Here is a 21,754-nt window from a genome sequence, read left to right as displayed (position 1 = left end):
CATGTCTGGTATCGCGACCGGTCGAACCGGTTCGGATGTCGCGTTGTCGCACGCTCTGCTGCTGTATACGGGCAACGACGGCGCGCATTTCGCGACGGCACACGCTGTCATCGCTGACCGCAAAAGCGGTCGGCCCATCATTGGCGCTGGTCGGCCGCTCGACCGGAAGGTGCTTGTTCAAACGCTTCGCCAGCTCGCCGAGCACGCTGCACCAAAGGCGGAATTTTTGCCTGCGACGGTGCTCGGGGTCTCCCCCGACGCAGTCACGTGGTGGTGTCCGCCAGCGATGCGTCGCGTGTTCTTCGAATGCGAAAACCTCGGCAAGCGCAGCGCCGTGGTGCCGCATCCGGGGCTGGTGTTCCAGGCCTCGAATCAGGGCTTCCGCGTGTTCGCCGTGGCAGGCAGCGATCGTCCCGTTCGCGAGACGCCGTTGTTCGAGCCGCCGTACTTCAACACGTGGGACCTGGGCCGGATCTGCATCGGCAGTGCCCACGTCCCGAAGCGTGTGGATGTGGCGTCGATCGATGGCTGGGAAGGCGGGTTCTTCGATTCGGCCTTTACGCATCCGAATGCCGGCGGCAAGCGGATCGAGTACAAGGACGGCGAGTACGCGTTCTGGCGCGACATGCTCGACGGCAAGTTCGGCGAGACGTTTCCGCTGAATGCGCTGGTGCCGATGAAGCGGACGGTGGCACAGCTGGTGAGCGGCCAAATCGGGAGGGTTGAATGAACCCGATCGATACCGTTCTCCAGCAGTCATTTCCGTCCGTGATGGTGCCGTCTCGTGAGCCGGTCGAACCGATGGCGCGGGCCGGTGAGCGTCTGCTCATTGCGTCCGATGGCGTCTATCTCGAAATCCTGCGTCCGTGGATTCATCTGGTACGTCGCATCGCGCAATACGAAGTCTCGACAGCCATCCCGTACGAAAGGGTCGAAGAGAAGACGGCGCTCTTGTGTGGACAGATTCCGGCCGAGCTCGTCGCGGATTTTCATGCGATGGCGCGGGCGGCGCTGCCGAACGAGGTTGGCGCGTGGATCGTCTGGAATAGCGCGACCTTAGCCTTCCGCATCGTTGGTTTGTCGTCGCTGTCGCACGGGCCAGGGCATCTCGTCTACGAGCGGCCGAAGCTTGCTGACGGCGAATGGCTGGTGGTGGATTGCCATTCGCACGGCGCTGGCGCCGCGTTCTTTTCGCGGACCGACAATCAGGACGACCGTCACGACGTGAAGTTCGCGCTCGTGCTGGGCCATTGCGATCGTACGCCGTCCGTCGCGCTGCGGCTTTGCGCGAAGGGGATCTTCGAGACGTTCGAACGTGCCCTGGAGTCGTGGGCCGCGGCACTGACGATGGAGGTGGTGCGATGAGCGAGGTAATCACGCACTGCATTCCGGCCGACATGATCCGTCGGCCGTGGCGCGTCGTGGTGGTCGGCGCTGGCGGGACCGGGAGCGCTTTTCTTCCCAGTCTCGCGCGCCTGCATCACGCGATGATCGAGCTTGGCCACCCGGGCGGGATCGAGTGCACGGTGTATGACGACGATACAGTCAGCGAGACGAATGTCGGGCGGCAGGGGTTCTATCCCAATGACGTCGGGCATTACAAGGCGCTGCTACTCGTGAACCGGCTCAACAACCTGATGGGGACCAACTGGGTTGCGCAGCCGCAGCGCGTCGATTCGTCGGTGCGCATCGTCGCCGATATCGTGGTGGGGTGCGTCGATTCGCGTCGCGCGCGGCACGCCATTGTGCAGGCGGCGAAGCGGGGGCGTTGTCACTACTACCTCGACTGCGGTAACGAGACGGATCGCGGCCAAGTCATTCTCGGCGAATTCGGCAAGGCGCGGCACGACCGGTTGCCCCATGTGGGCGACCTGTTCCCGGACCTGCTGAACGCGAAGAACGACAAGGGCGACGACACGCCGTCATGCTCGATGGCCGACGCGCTGCGCAAACAGTCGTTGGTCATCAATCAGGCGATCTCGGTGCAGGCCTACAACCTGCTCTGGACGCTATACCGGACAGGGTCGCTGAAGTATTCGGGCAGCTTCGTGAACCTGGAATCGGGGCGCACCAGCCCGATACCAATCGATCCCGCTGCATGGGCGCGCTTTGGCTACGACGCGCCTCCCCAGAAGAAGCCACGGGCACGCAAGCGCCCGACGGCTAAAACTGGTGGATAGACAAACCGTTCCTCCTATGGGGAAAGGTTTTTTTCATCTGGGGCGACCTTTCCTACACCTAGGCGTCCCATCACCAATGGAGCTTTACCGATGTTCAAATCTTTGTCTTCCAACTCCGCTGATACGGTGGCCGCCACCACGAGGAAGGCATGGCTTGGGGCCGTGGGCATCGCGGTGCTTGCCGTTCTGCTCGGGTGCTTGAACCGCTACCTCGGCTTTGCCCACCCGCACCATTCGACGGTGCGCCTGGCGGAGGTCGCCGCGTTCGGCAAGTGGGCGCCGGCCGCAATCGAGCATTTCATCGGCGGTTTCGGGCTGCTGTCATTATTGACTCTGCTGGTCACGCCGTGGAACGCTGCGACGCCCCGCTTCCGCATGTTGGCTAGCGCGGGCCTCGCGGTGGTCTATATCGTGTTCTCGACGATTGCGCAGGACGGACACGCGTATCTGGCGACGCACGACAGCGAGCAACTGGCGCAGATAGTGGCCGATGTCCTGGCTATCGCTGCCGCGATGTTCTGGCTCGCTCGACCCGCATCGGGTCCAGCGGTTCACACCCCGTAACGCTGTTCACGCCGGCCCGGGCCGGGTCGGTGCTTTCATTTTGCCGCGGCGAGTTACGCTGACCGCGATCTCCCACATCCACAACGCGCCTCCCGAGCTATCGGGGGCGCGTTTTTTTTCGTCAAATCGGGGCGTGGCCGCCGCGCTTTTGGCTGAAAGCGGGGCGGATTTCCTGACCATTTCTCCTGTTGGTGGCGTGGCGAGTCCCTAAACTAGCCGTATCACCCGCGCATTCTGCGCATCGACCCAACCGTAACGGCTCTGCCATTACGTCCTTTCGTTTCAAGCCCGTTCGGGAGCCCATCCCGCCGGGATCAGGCTCCCTCTCTTCTATCCCCGTCAGGGCATCCCTCCTGACGGAACGGTTGCCCCTCATTTTTTCTGGCAACCATCATGTTCAAAATTCTCCTCTCCGCGCTTGTTCTCTCCTGCCTGTCCGCGTGCGCCTCGGTCGACTTCGGTTCGCCGGACATCTACCAGCGCTATGACGTGCAGCACGCAGGCACGATCGAGCAGGGCACGATCGTCAGCATTCGCGGCGTCACGATCGACAACGGATCCGACAACTCGGGCCTGTCGTCGTTGCTCACTGCCGGCGTGAGCGCTTTTCTCGGCTCGCGCACGATCGGCGGCGGCAACGGCCGCTATATCGCCGGCGCCATCGCCGGTGCCAGTGCCGGATTCATTACGCAGAAGGTGTCGGCAGTCTTGCAGCGTCACGCAGGCGTCGAGATCGTTGTCCGTACCGTCGCCGGCCGAGTCCTGGTCGTCGTGCAAACGGACGACCAGCGTTTCACCGCGGGCGACCGCGTGATGCTCGTTAGCAGCAACTCCGGCCTGCGCGTCACGCGCTAAGGCCACTCCCCATTTCCGGCAGCAGCCGGTCCTTTCATGCAAAGCGAGGCGTCCCGACCGGGACCCTCGCTTTTTTTCTATTCGAGGATGTGATGTTCAAGGTACCCAATGTTTTTTACGCCGATCGGCGCAGCGCTGGCGCCGTGTCGGATGCGGCGCTCACGCACCATGCAACCCGGATGCTCCGCCACGTGGCCCGGGATCTCCGGTTGCGTCACGGCGATCACGAAATCGTCGCCGAACCGGCGCGCCGCGGACGCGGCTGCCGGATCACGCTGCGCACAGGTTCGATGATGCTCGAAGTAGCGGACACGCCGAGTCGACGGACGGTCGCGGTGTCGTTCAGGACGCGGCGCGGCCGCAACGACCTGTCGGGCGGTGTCGACAATGTGGTTCCGCTCGACCAACTGGCCTCGAAAGACGGTTACGAGGCGCTGCTGGGCGGGTTGCGGCTCGTCGACGGTCTGGACAATGAGCGTCGCTAGGGGGGCCGATGGAAATCGTCGATCTCGTTATCGAATATCCGTCGGGGCTGTCGATCATCGATCGAGCGACCTACATCGCCGATCTGAAGACGGTGCACCCTTCGCGGCGCACGACCTCAATCCTGCGGGAACTGAGTGTTACTGAAGCGCCGCCGACCGCGTTTGCGTCGATCGACGGTGTGGAAGTGGAAGTCGAGGCATGTGTCGACGGCACCTTCAAGGTGACCGGTGAGGCACCTGCCGAGGAGCCTGCGCGGGGGCTACATCGCGACGCACGTAGGGCACGCGTGGACGAAGGATCAGCGCCAGCAATTCGGTCGCTACGTCCACACGCTGTCGGCCGCCGCGCTCGCGGGGGCCGTCGGTCTCTGGCATTCGACCAGCGCCTGGACGCCGGTGGCAGTTTTCAACGTCGTAATCCTTGTCCTGTTCGCTGTGGTACTCTTCTTGGCAGGCATGGATTCCATGAACGGAGATTGATGATGGGTCTTGGACTTTTCGTATTGGCGATCGGCGTGGTCGTGTGCACCTACGGGATGTACATGGTGAATCTCGGCCGGAAAGCTGATCGGGAGCGCCGGCATCCGCGCATCCCCCGTTACAAAACGCATTGATCTGAATCGCCCAGCGCGGGCGATTCGCTAACCGTAAAAGGCCGCTTCCCTTCGGGGGAGCGGCCTTTTCTTTTGGAGTTTCCATGTCCGATGTACTGGATTTACCCGTCGAGCCGGCGAGCGCGCCGTTCGATCCGGTTGGCAAGACCGTGGCTGCAGTTGCCGAGCTGATCGAGCTGGCGCTGCGCATGGCAGGGATCGAGCTCGAATGGGTGGCGATCGCGAACGGGCTCCGCCACAAGAATGAGGCGACGTATGGCATGGACCCGTGTGCCGAGTGGCCTACCGTTAGGCCGCGGCGGCAACGGATGTGTTTGTCGGTCGAGCTTGCGATGTCCGAAGGCTGGATCATGCAAGTCGACTACGTGCACTTCGTCGAGGAGGGCGAAGGCGGACACTGGCGAAGCGTGCCGGTGATGCGAATCATGACGCTCTCTAGGTCTCAGGCTTGGGCGGTCGCCGCGGTTGTCTCGCGCCTGCTCGACATCGACTGAATCAACACTTTTCATTCCCATCCGGGGCAACTGCCCGGATGGGGTGGTTGCCCCTCCAATCAAGGACAACCACGATGTATACGATCCACACTCCCCACGAGGCGATTCACGCCGACACCCTCGCGCAGGTCTTCCACATTTTCTTTCATGACCCGCGCATGTGCATCTACGAGACGCGTGAAATCTCGCTCTCGAAAGGCGACGTCGTGCTGCCGATCATCCGGTACAACGGCATCCTGACCGTCCGTCAGCAAGGTTCAGCCGAATCCATCTTCACGTCGATGTTCGAGGAGATTCGCGACCGCTGGTTCTCCGACGGTGGTGGCCAGCGGCACGTCTGGCAGATCCCCCGCAAGCAGTGGGAGATCTTTCATTTCGTGTTCAACCTCGGCATCAAGCCGGCCTGGCTGCTGTCGGGCGAGCAGCTGGAGGCGGAAGTCGAAGCGGCGCGCGTCGCGGGCGGCAGATTTTCGCTGTCGGAGGTCTGTCGACGCGCATCCGACGCGGTGTTCGGCTTCGGCTCCGAGGGACCGCGATCGCTCTCTGGAACCGTCAACGGTCGCCACGAAGTCCACGTGGTTCAGGCGCTGCTGCTCGACAAGCCGATTCCCGACGCGGTGCTGGAGACCTACCGGGCTGATCCGAAGCGACTCGGCTTCGACCTCGAGTGGGCGGCCGTGGTGCTCGACGCGCCGGTATTGCGCAACGCGTTGCCGTACGACGTGTTGCGCGCCGCGGTTCGAATCATGCGAGACGAAAAGCGCGTGATCGACGCTGAGATCGGCGCCGACCTGGTCGCCGCGTTGCGGGAGTTGCCGGCCACGGCGACGGCCGTGCAGGTCGACGATCGCCTCTACGAGGCGGGAATCGTGGGCCGGCTCGTGCTTCCTGAGACTTACCAGCAACCGGTCAATCTGGGCACACCGGTATCGCCCCTTGCGGAGCGCTACCGGACGATCCTCGCCCAGAAGACCCTCGAACGCGAGCTGAACACGATTGAGGCGGACTTCCGGGACGGCAGGCTGTCGAAGCGCAAGCGTGCGTTGCAAGTGGAGATCGCGCAATTGGGCCCGGGCCGGTACACGTTCCAGTGGCCCAACGAGTTTGCGAAGGACGTTGAAACGCACGAAATGGCTAGGCTGTTGCAGGTTCTCGACCATCCAGATGGACAGAACGAGGCGACCAAGCAGGTGATCCGCGAGCAGTTTGGCGTGTCGCTTCGTGGGCTGAACTCGAAAGGGCGTCGGCGCGCGATTTTCGCGCTCTGCGGTTATGACGAGGCGGCGCAGGCCGAGTGGGAGGCGCAGCGCGCCGTCGCACGCGCCCGCGCGAAAGCGGCGGACGCGGCGAACGACGCGAAGGAGCGCGCATTGCGCGCGCAGTATCAGTGCCCAGACCGCTCGATCATCACTGGCGTCCAGCACGTGGATCGGGCGGTGGCCGATGGGTTTTCGGAGATCCGCAGCTATCGGCACGGCGCGTCGACCCGTTACGCGATCGTGAATCCCACCTCTCGCGAGGCGCGGAACCTGCGTGCGAACGACGGGACGCTTCAGTACGCGCGTTCGTTGCTCGAGCCGCTCGCGGCGTGATGAACCGCCCAAGGGAATCCGCTTAGGCCGTGACCTAGATCTACTTGAACCAACCGGCGCTTGCGCCGGTTTTTTTTCGTCCATGCAGGCAAGCATCGAGGCAAAGCTGGGTCGATTTGTCGACCTTTCCGGGCGCCCGGGACGCCCGCCCCCCCTAGACTGGCTATATCCATCGCGTCTCTGACGCATCGACCCGCCGATCTCCGGCAAATCATTTGCCCCGACGGGACCGCGTCCCTCCGGGCGTTGTTCATGGGGCGACATCTCACGAGGTCATCCATGACACATCGGGAAATTGCCCCCACGTCCGCATCGGACGACGTTTCAATCGCCAAGGTCGAGGCCGCCATCAACGTGTGGCGGAACCTTTCTCCGGCACCGGTCGAAAACGATGAACCACTGATTCTCTGCGCAGAAGCGCGCATTCTCGCTGATGTGTACGGCGTGATGATCGTGCGCCGGTTGGCGAGCGTGCCGCTGTCATCGCTCACGGCCGCGCAGCGCAAGGCGCTTGCCTGCGCAACCGAATAAGCATTCTCCGGCGTCCTCGGACGCATCGAACCGCCGCATTGCGGCATCTTCCAACGCCCCGCAGGGTCTCGTCCCTGTCGGGCGCGACTTCGTGGGGCCTCTTTATTTCAAGGTCTCCCATGAAACTGTCTCCCGCGCAGCTTATCGAGCTGCTCAGCCTTTACATTCCCCAGCGTTTCCCGGTGCTGATCAGTGGCCGGCCCGGCATCGGCAAGTCCGACATCGTCGAGGCTGCGGCCGCTGCGACCGACCATGAACTGCTCATCAGCCACCCAGTCGTCGAAGACCCAACGGACTCGAAGGGGCTGCCATTCCCGTCACCCGACGGCGAACATGCGCGCTTCCTGCCGTTTGGCGATCTCGAGCGCGCGCTGAGCGCGCGTCGGCCGCTGCTCTGGTTCCTCGATGACCTCGGCCAGGCCTCGCCCGCCGTGCAGGCCGCAAAGATGCAGCTGCTGCTTGCCCGTCGCATCGGCGAGCACAAGCTGCCCGAGCACGTCACGTTTGTGGCCGCCACCAACCGCCGCGGCGACAACGCGGGCGTCACCGGGATTCTCGATCCGGTGATCTCGCGCTTTGCGGCGGTGGTCGAGCTGGAGCCGACGATCAACGACTGGACCGCCTGGGCGGTCAATCACGGCGTCCCGCCGGAATTGATCGCGTTCCTCCGGTTCCGCCCGGATCTGCTGTCGGTCGTTAAAACGAACCGTGACATCGAGGCATCGCCGAGCCCGCGCAGTTGGGGCTTCGTTGCCAAGGTGTTCCCGTCCGTTCCAGCGCACCTGCTCACCCACGCGGTGAGCGGAGCCGTGGGCGAGGGGGCCGCGTCGGAGTTTGTGAGTTTCCTCAGCATCTTCCGCGCGATTCCGGCGGTCGATGCGATCGTGATGAACCCCGACCTCGGGGCGATCCCCGATGAGCCGAGCGTGCTGTACGCGCTGACGACCGCGCTGGCATGTCATGCGAATGACGGCAACTTCGATCGCGTGCTGCGTTATGCGGAGCGCCTGATCGATGCGGGCTGGCGGGAATTCACCGCCGTTCTGGTGCGCGATGCGGTTCAGCGCAAACCTGAGCTGCAGAACCACTACGCGTTCATCCGTGCGCAAGGTGGGGAGATCGGCAAGATCATCCGCGGCGACTGACCGTCGCCACTCTTCATTCGCTGTTCCTGTTGCCACGGCCCGCTCGCGCGCGCCGTGGTTTTTTTCGCCTCATCCATTTTCTTTCTATCTGGAGTCTTTCCATGAACATCACCGATCTGAAGTCGAAGGTCATGTTGTCGTCCGTCACGATTTCCACGTGGGTCGCTCGTCGTTACGACGGGAAGGTCACCGAGGAAGTCGAGAAGAGCCACCAGGCGCGCGGCATCGGGCGCTTCAACAAGCGCTTGCTGCCCGAGCACGCGCCGAGCTTTGCCGAGGTGGTGTCGATCGGCAACCGCATCCGCTCCTACTACTACGGTCGGACGCTGAAGTACGACCAGCTGGGTGTGCGTCTTCTGCCGACTATGATTTACATGGAGACGGCCGAGAAACTGCGCGCGATGAAAGACGAGTTCGATCTCGCGGTGTCGGTGTTCCTCACCGACTATCTCGACCTGAAGGCACGGGCGCGCGACGAGATGAACACGCTGTACAACGAGGCCGACTATCCGTCGTTGGCCGAGCTGTCCGGCAAGTTCGGTGTCAAGCTGTCGGTGCTGCCATTCCCGGACGCGAGCCAGTTTGGTGTTGATCTGCCGAACGACGTGTTGACGAGCCTGCGCACCGAAATCGACCAGCATGCGTTCGCGTCGATCCAGACTGCGAACAACGATCTGGTCGGCCGTCTGTATGAGGCCGTGTCGACGATGGCGAACCGCCTGTATTCGTCGAACAACGTCCGACTCGATGTGGCGAACCACGTGCGCGAGTTGTGCGATCTGCTGCCGAAGCTGAACTTCACCGAGGATCCGAAGCTCGCGCACATCCTCACGCAGGCCAAGACGCATCTGGCCGCGCATACGGGTGCCGATCTGAAGGAATCCAGTGTGCTGCGATCGCAAGTCGCCGCTAAGGCGACGGAGATCGAGGGGCTGATGGCTGCCTTCATGGGTGGTGCACCGTCGCCGATGACCGATCAGGTTGTCGGCCAGTCGGCTCAACTGCAGCCGCTGCGCTTTGCGGCATGAGGCGGCTATGGATCTCCACCTCCATGAACGCATCAAGAGGCAGCGCACCGCGCTCGTGCTCGACCACCCGTTTCTCGGGGCGTTGGCCTGTCGGCTGAAGCTGGTCGAAGATCCGACCTGCAAGACGTTCTGGACGGACAGCGTTGAGGTCGGCTACAACCCGACCTACGCCGCAAGTCTGCCCGATCTGCAGATTCGCGGTGTGCTTGCCCATGAGGTATGGCACGTCGCGAACGGACATTGCTGGCGACAGGGCCACCGGGAGCATGAGGGTTGGAACGAAGCCTGCGACTATGCCGTGAATCCGATCGTGCTGGATGCCGGGCTGCAATTGCCGCCCGGCGGTCTGGTCGACCCACGATTCAAGGGCCGGTCGGCCGAGGAAATCTACGGCATGCGGCTGAACGAAGCGCGGCAGAAAGCGAAGCAGGGCCGCGGCAAGCCCGGTGACGGCAAGCCGGGTGATTCGTCCGTCAATCCGCCGTCCGGGAAGCCGGGTGATTCGCCGGGTTCGCAGCCGTCGAGCGCGCCCGGTGACGCAGCCGATCAGTGCGCACCGTCGTTCGGCGAGGTCCGCCAGTACACCGGATCGGACAAGGCCACGAAAGAAGCCGAGTGGAAGGTGGCCGTGCTGCAGGCGGCGAAAGCCGCCCAGGCACGCGGCTCGTTTGGTGGCGGCCTACAGGCGGCGGTCGAGCAGGCGGTGACGCCGGTCGTGGACTGGCGCTCGCTCCTGCATCGGTTCGCGCAGGACGCGGCGCCGTCCGACTACACGTGGACCGTGCCGAACCGTCGCTACCTGCACGCGGGGCTGTATCTGCCGTCGTTGAATGAGCCGGCAGTAGGCGACGCGGTGTTCGTGCGCGACGCCAGCGGCTCGGTCTGGGATGAAACGCAGGCGCAGTTTGCTGCGGAGATCGCGGCGGTGAGCGATGCCGTGCGCCCGCGCCGGCTGATCGTGATGGATTGCGACACGCAGGTCACGCAGCTGCAGGTGTTCGAGCGAGGCGAGCCGGTCGTTCTCGCACCGATCAAGGGAGGCGGCGGTACGTCGTTCGTTGATCCCTTCCGACGCGTGGCGGCGGAGGGGTTTGATCCGGCTTTCCTGGTCTACCTGACCGACATGGATGGCCGTTTCCCGACGGACGCGCCCGCCTTCCCGGTGCTCTGGGCGTCGACCACGCCGCTCTATCGTGCCAGGCGTGCGCCGTTTGGTGAATCGGTCGAAGTCATCTGCTGAACGCGCGTTCGCGCCCACCTTCTGCAACCCGCCCGGTCCTCGTGACCGGGCATTTTTTTTGTTCACGTGAAACACCAATCACGGGCGGCGGGGGGAGACAACCGCAAAAGCGATACGTTTTTGTGGAGCTTTCCGCCTGAAGAGGCTCATCCGGTTGAACTGGCCGAGCGTTCAATCGTCGCTGAACGGGGCGTCGGGACAGCCGCGAAAGCTACCAAAATTAGGCATTCTTTCAGTCCGATGCCGGATCGTGCAGCTTGAACAATAGCTGCATGTCCGACACTGCCGAAAACCCTCTGCTCAAGGTTCGACCGCTCGAAGAGAACGCGGTCAATCTGTTCTTCGCGTCGCTGCAGCCGCTCGTCGAGCCGCTCGAAGCGCCGGACGTCGCCGAAATCATGGTGAACGATTTCAACAACGTCTGGGTCGAGTCGCGCGGCGAGATGCGCCGCCTCGACATCACGTTCAACCAGGCGACGCTGCAGGGCGCGATTCACGCGCTGGCGGCGTCGGTCGACAAGTCGGCCAAGGCCGGGACCTCGCAGGGGATCATCAACGGTGGGCACAAGAATCTGCGGATCGCCGCGGTCATGCGGCCGACCGCCATCGACGGACATGCGCTGGCCATCCGTAAGCACCGCGAGAAGCACCTGACGCTCGATGACTACGTCCAGATGGGCGCGTTTTCGCGAGTCCACGCGCGGTGCGAGGTCGAGCGCGCGCTGTTTCCGCCCGATGTGCAGGACACCGCGCTGCGGCACGCACTGGCCGAAATGGTGCGCTCGCGCAGCAACGTGCTCGTCGCCGGCGGCACGTCGTCAGGCAAAACGACGCTGCTCAATGCGCTCAATGCCGAGATCCCGCCCGATGAGCGGGTCATCACGATCGAAGACACGATGGAGTTGAAGTTGACCGCGCCCAATCGGGTCCGGCTGCTGTCCAACCCCGACAAGGGCGTCACCACGCAAGTGCTGGTCGCGCTCTGTCTGCGCTTTCGCCCCGACCGGATCATCGTCGGCGAAGTCCGCAGCGGGGAGGCGTACGACTTCATCCAGGCGCTCAGCACGGGCCACGACGGCGGGATGGGTTCGATCCACTCGAACGACGCGCGCGGCGCACTGGGCCGTCTCGAAAGCCTCGCAATGCTCGGCATCCCGACCGGCAGTCGGTGGGAGCTCGCCGACATGCGCAAGGCGATCGCCGACTGCTTCAACTATGTGATCCACATGCGCCGCACCGGCGAGCTGCGGCACATCTCTGAAGTGCTCGAAATCAAGGGGTTCAAGGACGGCGACTACGTCCTCAAGCGTGTTTTCTAACCGGAGTCATCCAATGCAAAAGCAAAAACCAGCTCTCCTCAACCGCCTGCGCGAGAAAGTGGCCGCCAGCTCGCGTGCACTCTTTGCGCGGGGCGAACTGCGCTCGACACTGATTGCGGCGGCGCTCGCTGGCGCCGCGCCGGCCGCGAACGCCGTTGACATGACCAGCCTCGGCGCGGCGACCGACTTGATCTGCCTGATCTCGTCGTACGTCAGCGGAGCGTGGCTGTACACCATCGGCATCGTGCTCATCATCATCGGCGCGGTCGCCATCGCGAATTCGGAAAGTAACATCGGCAAGATGCTTTCGTCGGTGTTCGTGGGCCTGGGTATCGCCGCTTGCGCGGTGCCGATCGTGCGCGACCACCTCCACGTGAACTACACCTGTGCGTAACCCGACCCGGGTGAGCCGCTCGCTGTCGCTGCCCCGCCAGATGGGCGGGGCAGACCGGGGCCTGGCCATCGCCAACGGCACCCTGACGGCGCTGCTCTGCTACAGCAGCATGACGCCGACTTTCCTCATTGTCGGGATTGGCGTGCACTGGCTGTTGCGGTGGCTGTCGACGCGCGATCCGTGGTGGAAGGATGTGCTGGTGATCTACAACCGGTTCCCTGACGTCCACGAGCCGCTGCCGACCGCCCGGTTCTCGGTTCGATTCAAACGTCCGTACGGTTTCGATCAGGATTTGCCATGTTGACCAAGTCCGTCAAGCGCGGCCCGGTGCAGGAAATCGCGCCGTGGGCCACGATGGTGACGCCCGAGCTGATCCTCGACAAGGATGGCTCGTTGCTGGCCGTGTATACCTTCAGCGGCGTTGACGCCGATAGTCCGAACGCCTCGGACATTTCCGCCGCACGCGACAACCTCGACCACGCGTGCAGGAACTTCGACCATCGCGTGACCGCGTGGTGGCGGCTTTCCCATCGACGCGTGAAAGGGGAGATCGACGGCGAGTTTGCGAATGCGATCGACGAGCGGGTCGATGCGATCAACCGCGCGCATGTCAGCAGCGGCAAGTTCTTCCGCAACACGCATTCGCTTGCGCTGGCATTCACGCCCGAGACGGGCATCAACAAGATCTTCGAGAAAATCGCCTACCACATGACCGTGGGTGGCAAGGCCGTGCCGCTCGCCATTTGGGAAACCGTGAAGGACATGCTGTTCGCGCGCAGCGCATTCTCGTTCGACATGGAGCGGGTCACGGCCGACATCAAGCGCTTCGAGTCGATTCTGGACGCATTCAAGGGCGGGGTTACGCGCCTCAAGATGAAGCGCCTCCAGCTTCAGAATGCGCTGGCGTTCCTGCACCAAACCGCCAATCCATCGGTTCCGCCGCGCCGTGTCCGCTACCCGGTCACAATGCTCGACACGCACCTGACCGAGAGTTTCGTCACATATGGCGCAGAGCACCTGATGTTCGAGTCGGCGTACGGAACGCGCTACGCCAAGATCGTGTCGGTGAAAGAGTGGATGGGCTTTCAGGAGGCCGCGCTCGACGTGCTGGCCGACGTCGATGCCGAGCTCGATGTCTGCGTGATGTTTCGATTCCTGTCGACGAGCAAGGCGCAGGCGTACATCGACAAGATCCGCAAGTTCTACAAAGTCGCCGCCTTCAATCCGGTCGCGGTACTGAAATCCTATTTCGCGAAGGAGGAGCAGAAGAACGACGAAGGTCGGGAAATGCTCGCCGACGAGGCTGAGAAAGCCCTGGCGAAATTGATCGCCGACGGCCAGCAATATGGCTTCGCGAATATCTCGGTAGTTGTCTATGGGGACACGATCGCGGAATGTGACGACCTGACCCGCGAAGTGGTCGGCCGGATCGGCAATGCGGGCTTCGGGGTGATTGTCGAGACGCGCAATCTCGCCGCGGCGTGGGCCTCCACGATGCCCGGGCGATGGGATCAGCAAAAGCGACTGCAGTTCGTCGAGACGCCGGCCGTGTCGGACATTGCGCCGTTGCGCGGCGTCGAGGAAGGCAATGCGGTCAACGAATGGCTGACCCAACAGACAGGCGAGCAGACCGGACCGCTGACCGTGCTGCCCACGCGTCACCGAACCCTTCAGCGTGTGACTCTGCATCAGCCCGGCGGCAAGTCGCATGCCCTTGTGGTTGGCCCCATCGGTGCAGGTAAGACGATCTTCCTGAATTTTCTGGTGTCGCAGTCGGGCCGCCACAAGCCACGTCGGATCAAGTTCGACAAGAATCGCTCGACCCGGATTCCTACCGTGATGGCGGACGGTCGCTTTGTCGACGCAACCGGTCGTTTTGGCGTGGCGACGCCGGTCAACCCGCTATCGTTGCTGGCGGACAAGCGGCATTGGACCTACGTGGCGGAGTGGGTGCAGATGGCGATCGAGGACGAAGATTTCCGCTGCGCACCTCAGCAGCAAAGCACGATCTATGAAGCCGTCGCGACGCTGGGCGAGGGCTACACCAAGGAATTCTGGACCCTCTCGAACCTGACGACTCTCCTGCCGATCGAGCTGCGCGAGCGGCTTCAGATCTGGACCAAGGGCGAGAAAAACGGTCGCTTCTTCGATCACGTCGAGGATGCGTTTTCGCTATCGGACGATATCGCGATCGAAATGGGCGACCTGTTTGAAAAATACCCGGTCGCGGCCGCTCTGTTCATGGATTACGCGTTCTATCGCATCTCGCAATGGCTGGACGGCAAGCGCTTCACGATCATCGAGGTCGAAGAGTGCGGCTTCTTCTTCCAGTACGAGCGCTTCTATCAGCGCCTCGAACTCTGGGCTGTCACGATCCGGGGCTTGAACGGGACGCTTGTGATGGCGACCCAGTCGCTTGGGCAGCTTGCGCGCGTGAAGAACTTCGAGATTCTCAAGGAGAACATTCCGAACTTCTTCTTCCTGCCGAACCGGGACGCACGGAACAACAAGCACCTGTATCGCGACGTGTTCGGTTTGACCGATGACCTGATCGACATGATTGCCGACGCGGTACCGAACCGCGATTACCTGTGGGTGACGCCGGACCATGCGCGGATGCTGCAGGCGCAGTTCCCGAAGGAAGTGCTCGCCGTGTTGCGCGCGGACGGCGCGGCGCAGCGTGTGCTCGACAAGCACTATGACTCTGGTTCGCCGCATTGGCGTGAAGCGTACCTCCAAGAAATGTTGACTCTCGACTGAAACGTGACTCCATGAAATTGCGCATTCTCCGTGCCGCCGTCGTCGCGGCGTCCCTTATCACAGCACAGCATGCCACGGCCATGGTCGTCTTCGACCCGACGAACTTTGGCCAGAACGTCGTCACGGCGGCGAAGGCCGTGCGCGGCGAGATCTACCAGAACACCAACATCCTCTACCAGTACCAGATGATGGCGAACCAGCTGTTGCAGGCAAAGGATCTCAATCCAATGGCATGGAAGGCCGCGTATGACCAGATCACCGGTGACATCACCAAGGTAACGAACCTGGTCGGCACGCTCAACGGCCTTTACGGCGACCTCAAGCAGGGTGGTCAGTGGGTCTCGCAAGTGCAAACGCTGATCAGCCGGTCGGGTAAGACCAACGAGCAGTGGTTTGCCGACATGAATACGCTGTATCAGCAGAACGACAAGGTCGTGCGCAACCTGTTCCAGATGGGCTCGGACATCATGCAGCACACGAACGACCTCGCTAAGCGGCGGCAGGATCTGCAGTCTCAACTGTCGCTGTCGCCGACGGCGCAGGCGACGGCGGAGATCACGACGCACTATCTGGACATCGTGACGAGCCAGAACGCCGACCTGTTGCAATTGAATGCGGCCAAGGCACAAAAGGATGCGCAACAGCAGTCGCAGACGATGCAGGACCAGAAGGAGCGGGCAGCGGCGGCCCAGACCTTCATCCAGCAGCAGCAGGCCGAGCGCGCGGCCTACGGCTATACACCGAAGTAAAGGCGGGCGCGATGATCACGCGATGGTTCCACTTCGGGCTGCTCATGCTGGTGGCGATGCTTGTGTGCGTGCCGGTGTCCAGCCGGGCTGACGACAACATGCTCATCGGCGCCGGCGGCGTCAATATTGCGACGCCGCCCGCCACGCAGGGCGCGGCTGGCGGTACCGGCGCAACGGTCGCGCCAGGCGAAATCGCTCAGGGCAGCAAGCAAGCGCTGGCTACGATCAGCGGATTCCTCGGCAACATCATCAATGCCGCCGTCACGGTGAGCCAGACGATCCGCGACCAATCCGACAAGGCGGCGGGTGGCCTCGCGGTCATCACGATCGTGCTCGCGGGCGTTCGCTTTGCCGCGACGCGCGACCCCGTGGCGGCGTGGGGAGCGGCATTCGAAGAACTCGCGATTCTCGGGATTTTCGCGTCGCTCTATCTCGGCTTCGAGACCTTTGCGCCCGGATTTTACGGATGGTTTGTGTCGCTGTCGCAGAAGATCAGTGGCACGGATATGACGAGCGTGGTCGGTGCGATGTTTGGCGCCGGCGGCCAGTTGTTCGACGCATTCATCCAGTCGTTCAAGGGGGCGTCGTGGTGGGAATACCCGGCAACGTTTGCCGCTGTCATCCCGTTGGTGGGCGCGTGGCTCGTGCTCACGATCGCCGCCATCGTGTTCGTCTATTACATCAATATCGGCCTGATCCAGATGGCGATCGGGACGGTCATGGGCCAGCTGGCGATCGCGCTGGGGTTTTCGGAATTTACGCGCGGCTATTTCAAGACCTGGCTGGACTACATGATCAGCGCGGGCATGTATGTCGTTGTCGCGGCGATCATGCAAAAGCTGGTGACGGCGACGATCCTCGAGGCGGTGACCACCGCGGCCCAAAATGGATTAACGACGCCGCTGGCGGCAAGCAAGGTGATGGACCTGTCGATCTTCATGCTGTTGCTGGCCTTCGAAATCCCGAAGATGGCCGGCATGTTCGGCGGCGGCGCGAACGCGAGCGGGGCGGCCTTGGGTAAGCTCGCGAAAGTAGCGACGAAGGGCCTGGTTTGACCGCGCCCACCTTGCATGCACCGCTTTCGGCCGCCGAGTTGCTCAAACTGGCTGACCGTCGCATCGACCTGATCGAGCAATGTGCCAACGAGGCCACGAAGGACGAGTTTGCGCGGAAGTGGTACGCGCTGATGGCGAGGTGCGCTGACTGGTTTTCGTCCGTTCCGCTCAGCCCGGACCTGTATCGCGAGCCGGGAGGAGCATTCCGATGCACGATCGAGACGGCGTTCTACGCGATGCGGCTGGCTGGCGGACAGAAGTTCGGCACCAACCTGCCGTCCGAAAAACGCCGCCGGATAGAGCCGCAGTACAACTATGGCGTGTTTCTGGCCGCGATCTGCTCGCGTCTTGACGAGCCCTTTCGGCATTTCGAGTTCGTTCGTAGCGCAGACCATCAGGCGTGGAACCCGCCGGTGCACGGTCCGGCCGGCCCTTGGCTGGGTGCCGAATCGTATCGCGTCGCCCGTCGCGCGGCGCCGCTTCCGATCGAGCGGATGCGCACCGGGATGCTCGCGCAAGTGCTGATCGGCAGCGAGCTGCTCGCCGGCCTCGATGCCGAAGTGTTGGCGGAGGTGTTCGGGGCGATCAATCCGAACCTGAGCCCGAAGGATGCCGAATCGCTGACGCACAAGGTGGTGCGTCAGGCGGTGGCGACGGCGGCCGAGTTCGACCGCAAGGCGCAGCGTGGGGTGTTCGCGCCAGTCCAATTCGAGGTGCCGTCCGCGATCCACGTGGCGGGAGAGCTTGCACCGGTGCAAGCGCAGCCGAAGCCGGCGGCGCACGCGCCGGGTGGGGGCACGGCCGCGCCGGTCATCGCGCCGGACGTCGACATGGCTGCACCACCCGACGCGCCGCAACCCGCCATTCCCACGGCGACCGCGCCGGCCATGAATGGCGACGGGCAGGCGGTGGTAGCCGACCCAACACCTGACCCGCCACCCGACACGAGCCCTGACAGACGGCCCAACAAACCGTCGGCTACCCCGATGAATCCCCGCGAGAACCCGGTCGGCCCGCCCGTGGCCAGTCCGCCACCCGGGAAGACCGAACCGCCCCCGCAGGCGTTCGGGGAGGTCCTGAAGGGTGCACCGCGCATGATCGTTGAGTTATTCCGCGCACTACGTCAGGACGTTCAGAAGGGCAAGGCCAAGGTCCAGTGGGGCGACATGGGTCTCGTGTTGCCGAAGCGCCTGATCGGAAGCTACGGCGTCGCGAGCGACACGCTGATCGAGCATTTACGGCGGCGCTCGCTGTTGCTCGGCAACGAACCGACGGAAATCACGATCGCCGCCCGCGCCGGCGAGCTAATTCTGGAGCGTAACTCGTGAACAGTTACATCAACCATTTCCGGCCGATCTACGAGTTTCGCGCAGTGATCGGCTGGCTGCTCGCGATCGCGATCCTGCCGTTCTCCGGGATGCCATATGGATGGGCGTTCGCGCTCTTCGGACTCGCGGTGCTGGCACTCCGATCGTCACAGGTCTGGCGCGCACTGAAGTTTCGCATGGCAATTTCGACGAAGTGGCTGACGACGCTCGAGGTGCCTAAGCTGCTCGCGATCCAGAAGCGTATGCGTGAAGAGGCGAGCTCCATGTATCTGGGGATCGGTTACGAGTGGACGCAGAAGCATTGCCAGATCGCGCACGACATCCTGCGGATGCCGACCACCGACATCCCGAGCTTGCCGGCGTGGCTGCCGAAAACCGAGCCGGGCCGAAAGCTGGAAGCGCTCATCGAGCAACTGTTCGCGCCGAAAGACAGCATCCGGGACCGCATGCCCCAAGGTTCGTCCTGGATTCACGGGATGGAGCCGAAGAAGGGCCTTGTGCCGTTCCACTACAAGGCGATGGGCGGCCATACGCTGGTAGGAGGCACGACCGGTGCAGGCAAGACTCGCACCTACGAGGTGATTTCGACACAGGTGATTCACCTCGGCGACGTGCTGCTGATCGTCGATCCGAAGAACGACAAGGAATGGAAGGAGCGGGTCGAGCGCGAGTGCGCGCGCGCCGGTCGCAAGTTCCTCTACTTCAATCAGGCCAAGCCGTCCGAGTCGATTCGCCTCAATCCGATCGAGAACTGGAGCCAGCCGTCCGAAATCCCGAGCCGAATCGCGCAGCTGATGGAGGAGGGGCCCTTTCGGGACTTCGCGTTCCTGTTCATCGACCGCGCCGTCAAGGGTGAGCTGTATATCGGCGACAAGCCGACGCTGCGGTCGATCCTGAAGTATGCGCAGTCGGGCATCACCACGCTGCTGGAGAAGGCGCTCAAGCGCTTCTTCATCGAACGAGGGTTGAGCGATTGGGAAACGCTCGTCGCGGCCGATACCGTCAAGATGGCGAACAAGCCCGGCGTGTCTCGCATCGACGGGATGATCTCGCTCTATCAGGCGCGATTCGCGACGCTGGACCAGGGCCACGAAACCATCGACGGCTTGATCGCGACGCAAACGCACGATCGCGAGCACTACATGCGGATCATCGCGTCGGCGTTGCCGCTGTTGCAGATGCTCGCGACCGGCGAAACAGGGCTGATGCTCGCACCGAAGGCCGACGATTTCGAGGACGAGCGCGAGATCTGGGACATCGACAAGATCATTAAGCAGAAGGCCGTGCTGTACATGGGCCTCGACTCGTTATCGAACAACATCGTGCAGAAGGCGATCGCGTCGATGATCCTCGCCGACGTCGCGGCGGTGTGTGGCTCGATCTACAACTTCTACGCCTCACCGCCGGAAGTGGTGCTCATCATCGACGAGATCGCCGAGGCCATCAACGAGCAGGTGATTCAGGTTCTGAACAAGGGCCGCGGTGCGGGCTTCAAGGCGTTCGTCGCGTTCCAGGCGCGGGCCGACCTCGAAGCCAGACTGGGAAATGCCGCCAAAATGCTGCAGGTTTTGGGGAATCTGAACAACCAGATCATCTTACGCTTGGAGGACAGCGACACTGCTCAGTGGTTCTCCGACAAGGTCGGCGAGACCGCGATTCGCAATCTCGTGATGTCGAGCAGCACGAGTACGGGCAGCGAGGCGCATGTCGGTGAATTTACGGGATCGGTCACCCGCTCGCTCCAGTTGGAGAAGGTGCCGCTGATCCCAACCCGCCTGATCCACGGGCTTCCGAACCTGCAGTATTTCATGCGGATTTCGGGCGCATCGGTGTATCAGGGCCGTATTCCAATCCTAAAAGGCTGAAAACCTACGCATGTCTGCCGTATTCAAAAAAATCATCCGCGATCACAAGCTGTCGGCTCGCCTGATGCCGGTTTTCACGTTGGCCCCGGAGCTTGAGCTGGCGTGCACGCGTGTGGCCGATTTCATCGGCGAAAATTTTATCGGCAAGTCGGAATCGCTCGTCAAGGAGATGCTGACGGAGGGGCTCGAAGGCTTCAAGCGCGTGCGCAAGACTGGGTCGCCGCACGTCGCGTTCATGCAAGGTCTGTTCATACCCGCGCACCTGCTGTATGCGCGCCGCTATGTGGCGCGCGACGGCGAGCGGTACCACGTCTGGTCGCCGATGTTCGAGCCGATACCGTCGTTCGAGGCGCGGCACGCCACGCTCACCAAGGAAATGGTCGACGAGCGGTGCCCGGAGAACATCAGCCAGCGCTCCGCGGCGTTTCAGTTGGCGGCGCGCGCGTTGACCGGCGAGAACTTTCGGCTCTATTTCGAGGAATACGATGTCGCTCACACCTTCTCTGATAGCGACGCTCGCTAGGGTCGATCGGGATGTCGCGCGCCGCGCGATCAGCACGGCGGCCGCGCAGGACGAGCCCGATGCGCCGGTGCCCGCGGAATTCGCGCGCGGGCAGAAGGCGATGGCCTATGCGCTTGCGATGTTCATTCGACGGCGGCCGCTCCATTTCTATGTCGGATCGGCCGGACTGGTCGCGTTCCCGGTCTACCTGCTGGTGCGGGCGACGATGGCGCTGATGAGTTTGTGGGGAGCCGGACATGGCGGGTAGCCGGTTTTTCCAGCACGGCAAGGTTTGGTTCTTCTTCGTGCCGCTGATTGCCGGGATCATCATGCCGGTGCTGCCGGATCAAGCGCTGTTCGTGATCCCGGCGGCGGAGACGCGCTCTGTCGTCGCGACGGTTGGCGAAGATCGGGCAGATGCGGCCGTCGATTCGACCAATGGCATCTTCCGGCGCTACTTCGTCGAGACGGGGATCGTTCGCGCGACGATGGCCGGAACGCGGGATGGGACGATCAACGACGCCGGAGTGTCCGGCTTCGCGCATACCTGGGCACACAACTTCTGGCGGCTGGTCTACCGCGCGGTCTACCGGGCCACGGTGATGAAGCTCTGGATCCTCGGTACTTTCGTTTTTGCGGCCGCGATGTTCACCGACGGCGTCGTGCGTCGAAAGATCCGGGCGGCCGCGGCCGGCTACGCAAGCCCGGTTTCCTTCCATCTGGCCGCGCACGGCCTGTTGACCGTGTTCGGTGCCGCCTTTGCGGTCCTCATCCTACCGATCCCGGTGCTGGCTCCGTACTGGATTGTGGCCGCCGCGTGCGTCGGTGGGCTGCTCTGGCATGCGGCGTCTTCATACCAGTAACGGATTCATCGGAAAACAGGAAATGGCAGTCGTGGACTTTGGTCCTTACGATCGGGGGCATGATGCACACGAAAGTGGAATCGGCAGTTGATCGGGCCGCATGGCAAACACCTTACGGCGCCACGGCGCAAATGCATGCGCCCTTCATAGTTCGCGTTATTTATTCGCTGAATCTCAGACATCCGATCGGA

Annotated in this window: 24 protein-coding genes; all 24 read left to right on the top strand. The window is 63.0% G+C overall.

From position 1 onward, the window contains the following. The first annotated feature begins 1 nt into the window (after position 1). Positions 2-730 (top strand): PRTRC system protein B, encoded by a 729-nt coding sequence (locus G3N94_RS02015; RefSeq protein WP_205790411.1) that lies wholly within the window; start codon positions 2-4, stop codon positions 728-730. Further along, positions 727-1,365: a PRTRC system protein A gene (locus G3N94_RS02010; protein ID WP_205790410.1), complete on the top strand. Its 639-nt coding sequence runs from the start codon at positions 727-729 to the stop codon at positions 1,363-1,365. The genes G3N94_RS02015 and G3N94_RS02010 overlap by 4 nt, the downstream gene beginning before the upstream one ends. Then, on the top strand, positions 1,362-2,180 hold the full coding sequence (locus tag G3N94_RS02005) for a PRTRC system ThiF family protein (RefSeq protein ID WP_205790409.1): 819 nt from the start codon (positions 1,362-1,364) through the stop codon (positions 2,178-2,180). Before G3N94_RS02010 ends, G3N94_RS02005 begins: the two co-directional genes overlap by 4 nt. Positions 2,181-2,270: 90 nt before the next feature. Beyond that, positions 2,271-2,744, top strand: coding sequence for a hypothetical protein (locus G3N94_RS02000; protein WP_205790408.1), 474 nt, complete (start codon positions 2,271-2,273; stop codon positions 2,742-2,744). A 393-nt stretch (positions 2,745-3,137) separates the two neighbouring features. After that, positions 3,138-3,599: a hypothetical protein gene (locus G3N94_RS01995; RefSeq protein ID WP_205790407.1), complete on the top strand. Its 462-nt coding sequence runs from the start codon at positions 3,138-3,140 to the stop codon at positions 3,597-3,599. Positions 3,600-3,691: 92 nt separating this feature from the next. Then, a complete protein-coding gene (locus G3N94_RS01990; RefSeq protein WP_205790406.1) occupies positions 3,692-4,084 on the top strand; it encodes a hypothetical protein in 393 nt (130 codons plus the stop codon). A gap of 8 nt (positions 4,085-4,092) precedes the next feature. After that, positions 4,093-4,698 carry a hypothetical protein gene (locus G3N94_RS01985; RefSeq protein ID WP_205790405.1) on the top strand — a complete coding sequence of 202 codons (606 nt, stop codon included), beginning with the start codon at positions 4,093-4,095 and terminating at the stop codon, positions 4,696-4,698. Between the two features lie 83 nt (positions 4,699-4,781). Continuing rightward, complete coding sequence (locus tag G3N94_RS01980) at positions 4,782-5,192, top strand: hypothetical protein (RefSeq protein WP_205790404.1); 411 nt, start codon at positions 4,782-4,784, stop codon at positions 5,190-5,192. Next, complete coding sequence (locus tag G3N94_RS01975) at positions 5,147-6,784, top strand: hypothetical protein (protein WP_241021504.1); 1,638 nt, start codon at positions 5,147-5,149, stop codon at positions 6,782-6,784. The genes G3N94_RS01980 and G3N94_RS01975 overlap by 46 nt, the downstream gene beginning before the upstream one ends. A gap of 279 nt (positions 6,785-7,063) precedes the next feature. After that, on the top strand, positions 7,064-7,315 hold the full coding sequence (locus G3N94_RS01970) for a DUF3717 domain-containing protein (protein WP_205790403.1): 252 nt from the start codon (positions 7,064-7,066) through the stop codon (positions 7,313-7,315). A 119-nt stretch (positions 7,316-7,434) separates the two neighbouring features. Beyond that, positions 7,435-8,460: an ATP-binding protein gene (locus G3N94_RS01965; protein WP_205790402.1), complete on the top strand. Its 1,026-nt coding sequence runs from the start codon at positions 7,435-7,437 to the stop codon at positions 8,458-8,460. Positions 8,461-8,561: 101 nt separating this feature from the next. Beyond that, positions 8,562-9,488: a hypothetical protein gene (locus tag G3N94_RS01960; RefSeq protein ID WP_205790401.1), complete on the top strand. Its 927-nt coding sequence runs from the start codon at positions 8,562-8,564 to the stop codon at positions 9,486-9,488. Positions 9,489-9,495: 7 nt separating this feature from the next. Beyond that, positions 9,496-10,728 (top strand): VWA-like domain-containing protein, encoded by a 1,233-nt coding sequence (locus G3N94_RS01955; protein ID WP_205790484.1) that lies wholly within the window; start codon positions 9,496-9,498, stop codon positions 10,726-10,728. A 272-nt stretch (positions 10,729-11,000) separates the two neighbouring features. After that, entirely contained in the window at positions 11,001-12,047 is a 1,047-nt protein-coding gene (locus G3N94_RS01950) for an ATPase, T2SS/T4P/T4SS family (RefSeq protein WP_205790400.1), read from the top strand. Between the two features lie 13 nt (positions 12,048-12,060). After that, complete coding sequence (locus G3N94_RS01945; protein WP_205790399.1) at positions 12,061-12,441, top strand: conjugal transfer protein TrbC; 381 nt, start codon at positions 12,061-12,063, stop codon at positions 12,439-12,441. 40 nt (positions 12,442-12,481) lie between these two features. After that, positions 12,482-12,745 (top strand): conjugal transfer protein, encoded by a 264-nt coding sequence (locus G3N94_RS01940; protein WP_241021517.1) that lies wholly within the window; start codon positions 12,482-12,484, stop codon positions 12,743-12,745. Next, positions 12,739-15,201, top strand: coding sequence for a type IV secretion system protein VirB4 (locus tag G3N94_RS01935; protein WP_205790397.1), 2,463 nt, complete (start codon positions 12,739-12,741; stop codon positions 15,199-15,201). The genes G3N94_RS01940 and G3N94_RS01935 overlap by 7 nt, the downstream gene beginning before the upstream one ends. 11 nt (positions 15,202-15,212) lie before the next feature. Beyond that, a complete protein-coding gene (locus G3N94_RS01930; RefSeq protein WP_205790396.1) occupies positions 15,213-15,950 on the top strand; it encodes a type VI secretion protein in 738 nt (245 codons plus the stop codon). Between the two features lie 11 nt (positions 15,951-15,961). Continuing rightward, positions 15,962-17,005, top strand: a complete 1,044-nt coding sequence (locus G3N94_RS01925) for a type IV secretion system protein (protein WP_205790395.1) — start codon at positions 15,962-15,964, stop codon at positions 17,003-17,005. Then, on the top strand, positions 17,002-18,333 hold the full coding sequence (locus tag G3N94_RS01920) for a TraI domain-containing protein (RefSeq protein ID WP_205790394.1): 1,332 nt from the start codon (positions 17,002-17,004) through the stop codon (positions 18,331-18,333). The genes G3N94_RS01925 and G3N94_RS01920 overlap by 4 nt, the downstream gene beginning before the upstream one ends. Beyond that, the gene (gene traD / locus G3N94_RS01915; protein WP_205790393.1) at positions 18,330-20,198 is read left to right on the top strand and encodes a conjugative transfer system coupling protein TraD; all 1,869 of its coding nucleotides are present in this window, start codon (positions 18,330-18,332) and stop codon (positions 20,196-20,198) included. Before G3N94_RS01920 ends, traD begins: the two co-directional genes overlap by 4 nt. 10 nt (positions 20,199-20,208) lie before the next feature. Next, on the top strand, positions 20,209-20,721 hold the full coding sequence (locus tag G3N94_RS01910; RefSeq protein ID WP_205790392.1) for a hypothetical protein: 513 nt from the start codon (positions 20,209-20,211) through the stop codon (positions 20,719-20,721). Further along, complete coding sequence (locus tag G3N94_RS01905) at positions 20,684-20,968, top strand: hypothetical protein (RefSeq protein WP_205790391.1); 285 nt, start codon at positions 20,684-20,686, stop codon at positions 20,966-20,968. Before G3N94_RS01910 ends, G3N94_RS01905 begins: the two co-directional genes overlap by 38 nt. Then, positions 20,958-21,563 (top strand): DUF4400 domain-containing protein, encoded by a 606-nt coding sequence (locus G3N94_RS01900; protein ID WP_205790390.1) that lies wholly within the window; start codon positions 20,958-20,960, stop codon positions 21,561-21,563. Before G3N94_RS01905 ends, G3N94_RS01900 begins: the two co-directional genes overlap by 11 nt. Positions 21,564-21,754 lie beyond the last annotated feature (191 nt).

This window comes from Burkholderia sp. Ac-20353 (genome assembly GCF_017104785.1).
Taxonomy (GTDB): Bacteria; Pseudomonadota; Gammaproteobacteria; order Burkholderiales; family Burkholderiaceae; genus Burkholderia.
Note: the sequence above shows the minus strand (reverse complement) of the source record. Positions and strands in the feature narration are given on the sequence as shown.

Excerpts from the sequence above, each read along its gene's own strand:
- G3N94_RS02015 (WP_205790411.1), top strand. The coding sequence starts at position 2 with ATGTCTGGTATCGCGACCGGTCGAACCGGTTCGGATGTCGCGTTGTCG.
- G3N94_RS02010 (WP_205790410.1), top strand. The coding sequence starts at position 727 with ATGAACCCGATCGATACCGTTCTCCAGCAGTCATTTCCGTCCGTGATG.
- G3N94_RS02005 (WP_205790409.1), top strand. The coding sequence starts at position 1,362 with ATGAGCGAGGTAATCACGCACTGCATTCCGGCCGACATGATCCGTCGG.
- G3N94_RS02000 (WP_205790408.1), top strand. The coding sequence starts at position 2,271 with ATGTTCAAATCTTTGTCTTCCAACTCCGCTGATACGGTGGCCGCCACC.
- G3N94_RS01995 (WP_205790407.1), top strand. The coding sequence starts at position 3,138 with ATGTTCAAAATTCTCCTCTCCGCGCTTGTTCTCTCCTGCCTGTCCGCG.
- G3N94_RS01990 (WP_205790406.1), top strand. The coding sequence starts at position 3,692 with ATGTTCAAGGTACCCAATGTTTTTTACGCCGATCGGCGCAGCGCTGGC.
- G3N94_RS01985 (WP_205790405.1), top strand. The coding sequence starts at position 4,093 with ATGGAAATCGTCGATCTCGTTATCGAATATCCGTCGGGGCTGTCGATC.
- G3N94_RS01980 (WP_205790404.1), top strand. The coding sequence starts at position 4,782 with ATGTCCGATGTACTGGATTTACCCGTCGAGCCGGCGAGCGCGCCGTTC.
- G3N94_RS01970 (WP_205790403.1), top strand. The coding sequence starts at position 7,064 with ATGACACATCGGGAAATTGCCCCCACGTCCGCATCGGACGACGTTTCA.
- G3N94_RS01965 (WP_205790402.1), top strand. The coding sequence starts at position 7,435 with ATGAAACTGTCTCCCGCGCAGCTTATCGAGCTGCTCAGCCTTTACATT.
- G3N94_RS01960 (WP_205790401.1), top strand. The coding sequence starts at position 8,562 with ATGAACATCACCGATCTGAAGTCGAAGGTCATGTTGTCGTCCGTCACG.
- G3N94_RS01955 (WP_205790484.1), top strand. The coding sequence starts at position 9,496 with ATGGATCTCCACCTCCATGAACGCATCAAGAGGCAGCGCACCGCGCTC.
- G3N94_RS01950 (WP_205790400.1), top strand. The coding sequence starts at position 11,001 with ATGTCCGACACTGCCGAAAACCCTCTGCTCAAGGTTCGACCGCTCGAA.
- G3N94_RS01945 (WP_205790399.1), top strand. The coding sequence starts at position 12,061 with ATGCAAAAGCAAAAACCAGCTCTCCTCAACCGCCTGCGCGAGAAAGTG.
- G3N94_RS01940 (WP_241021517.1), top strand. The coding sequence starts at position 12,482 with ATGGGCGGGGCAGACCGGGGCCTGGCCATCGCCAACGGCACCCTGACG.
- G3N94_RS01935 (WP_205790397.1), top strand. The coding sequence starts at position 12,739 with ATGTTGACCAAGTCCGTCAAGCGCGGCCCGGTGCAGGAAATCGCGCCG.
- G3N94_RS01930 (WP_205790396.1), top strand. The coding sequence starts at position 15,213 with ATGAAATTGCGCATTCTCCGTGCCGCCGTCGTCGCGGCGTCCCTTATC.
- G3N94_RS01925 (WP_205790395.1), top strand. The coding sequence starts at position 15,962 with ATGATCACGCGATGGTTCCACTTCGGGCTGCTCATGCTGGTGGCGATG.
- G3N94_RS01910 (WP_205790392.1), top strand. The coding sequence starts at position 20,209 with ATGTCTGCCGTATTCAAAAAAATCATCCGCGATCACAAGCTGTCGGCT.
- G3N94_RS01905 (WP_205790391.1), top strand. The coding sequence starts at position 20,684 with ATGTCGCTCACACCTTCTCTGATAGCGACGCTCGCTAGGGTCGATCGG.
- G3N94_RS01900 (WP_205790390.1), top strand. The coding sequence starts at position 20,958 with ATGGCGGGTAGCCGGTTTTTCCAGCACGGCAAGGTTTGGTTCTTCTTC.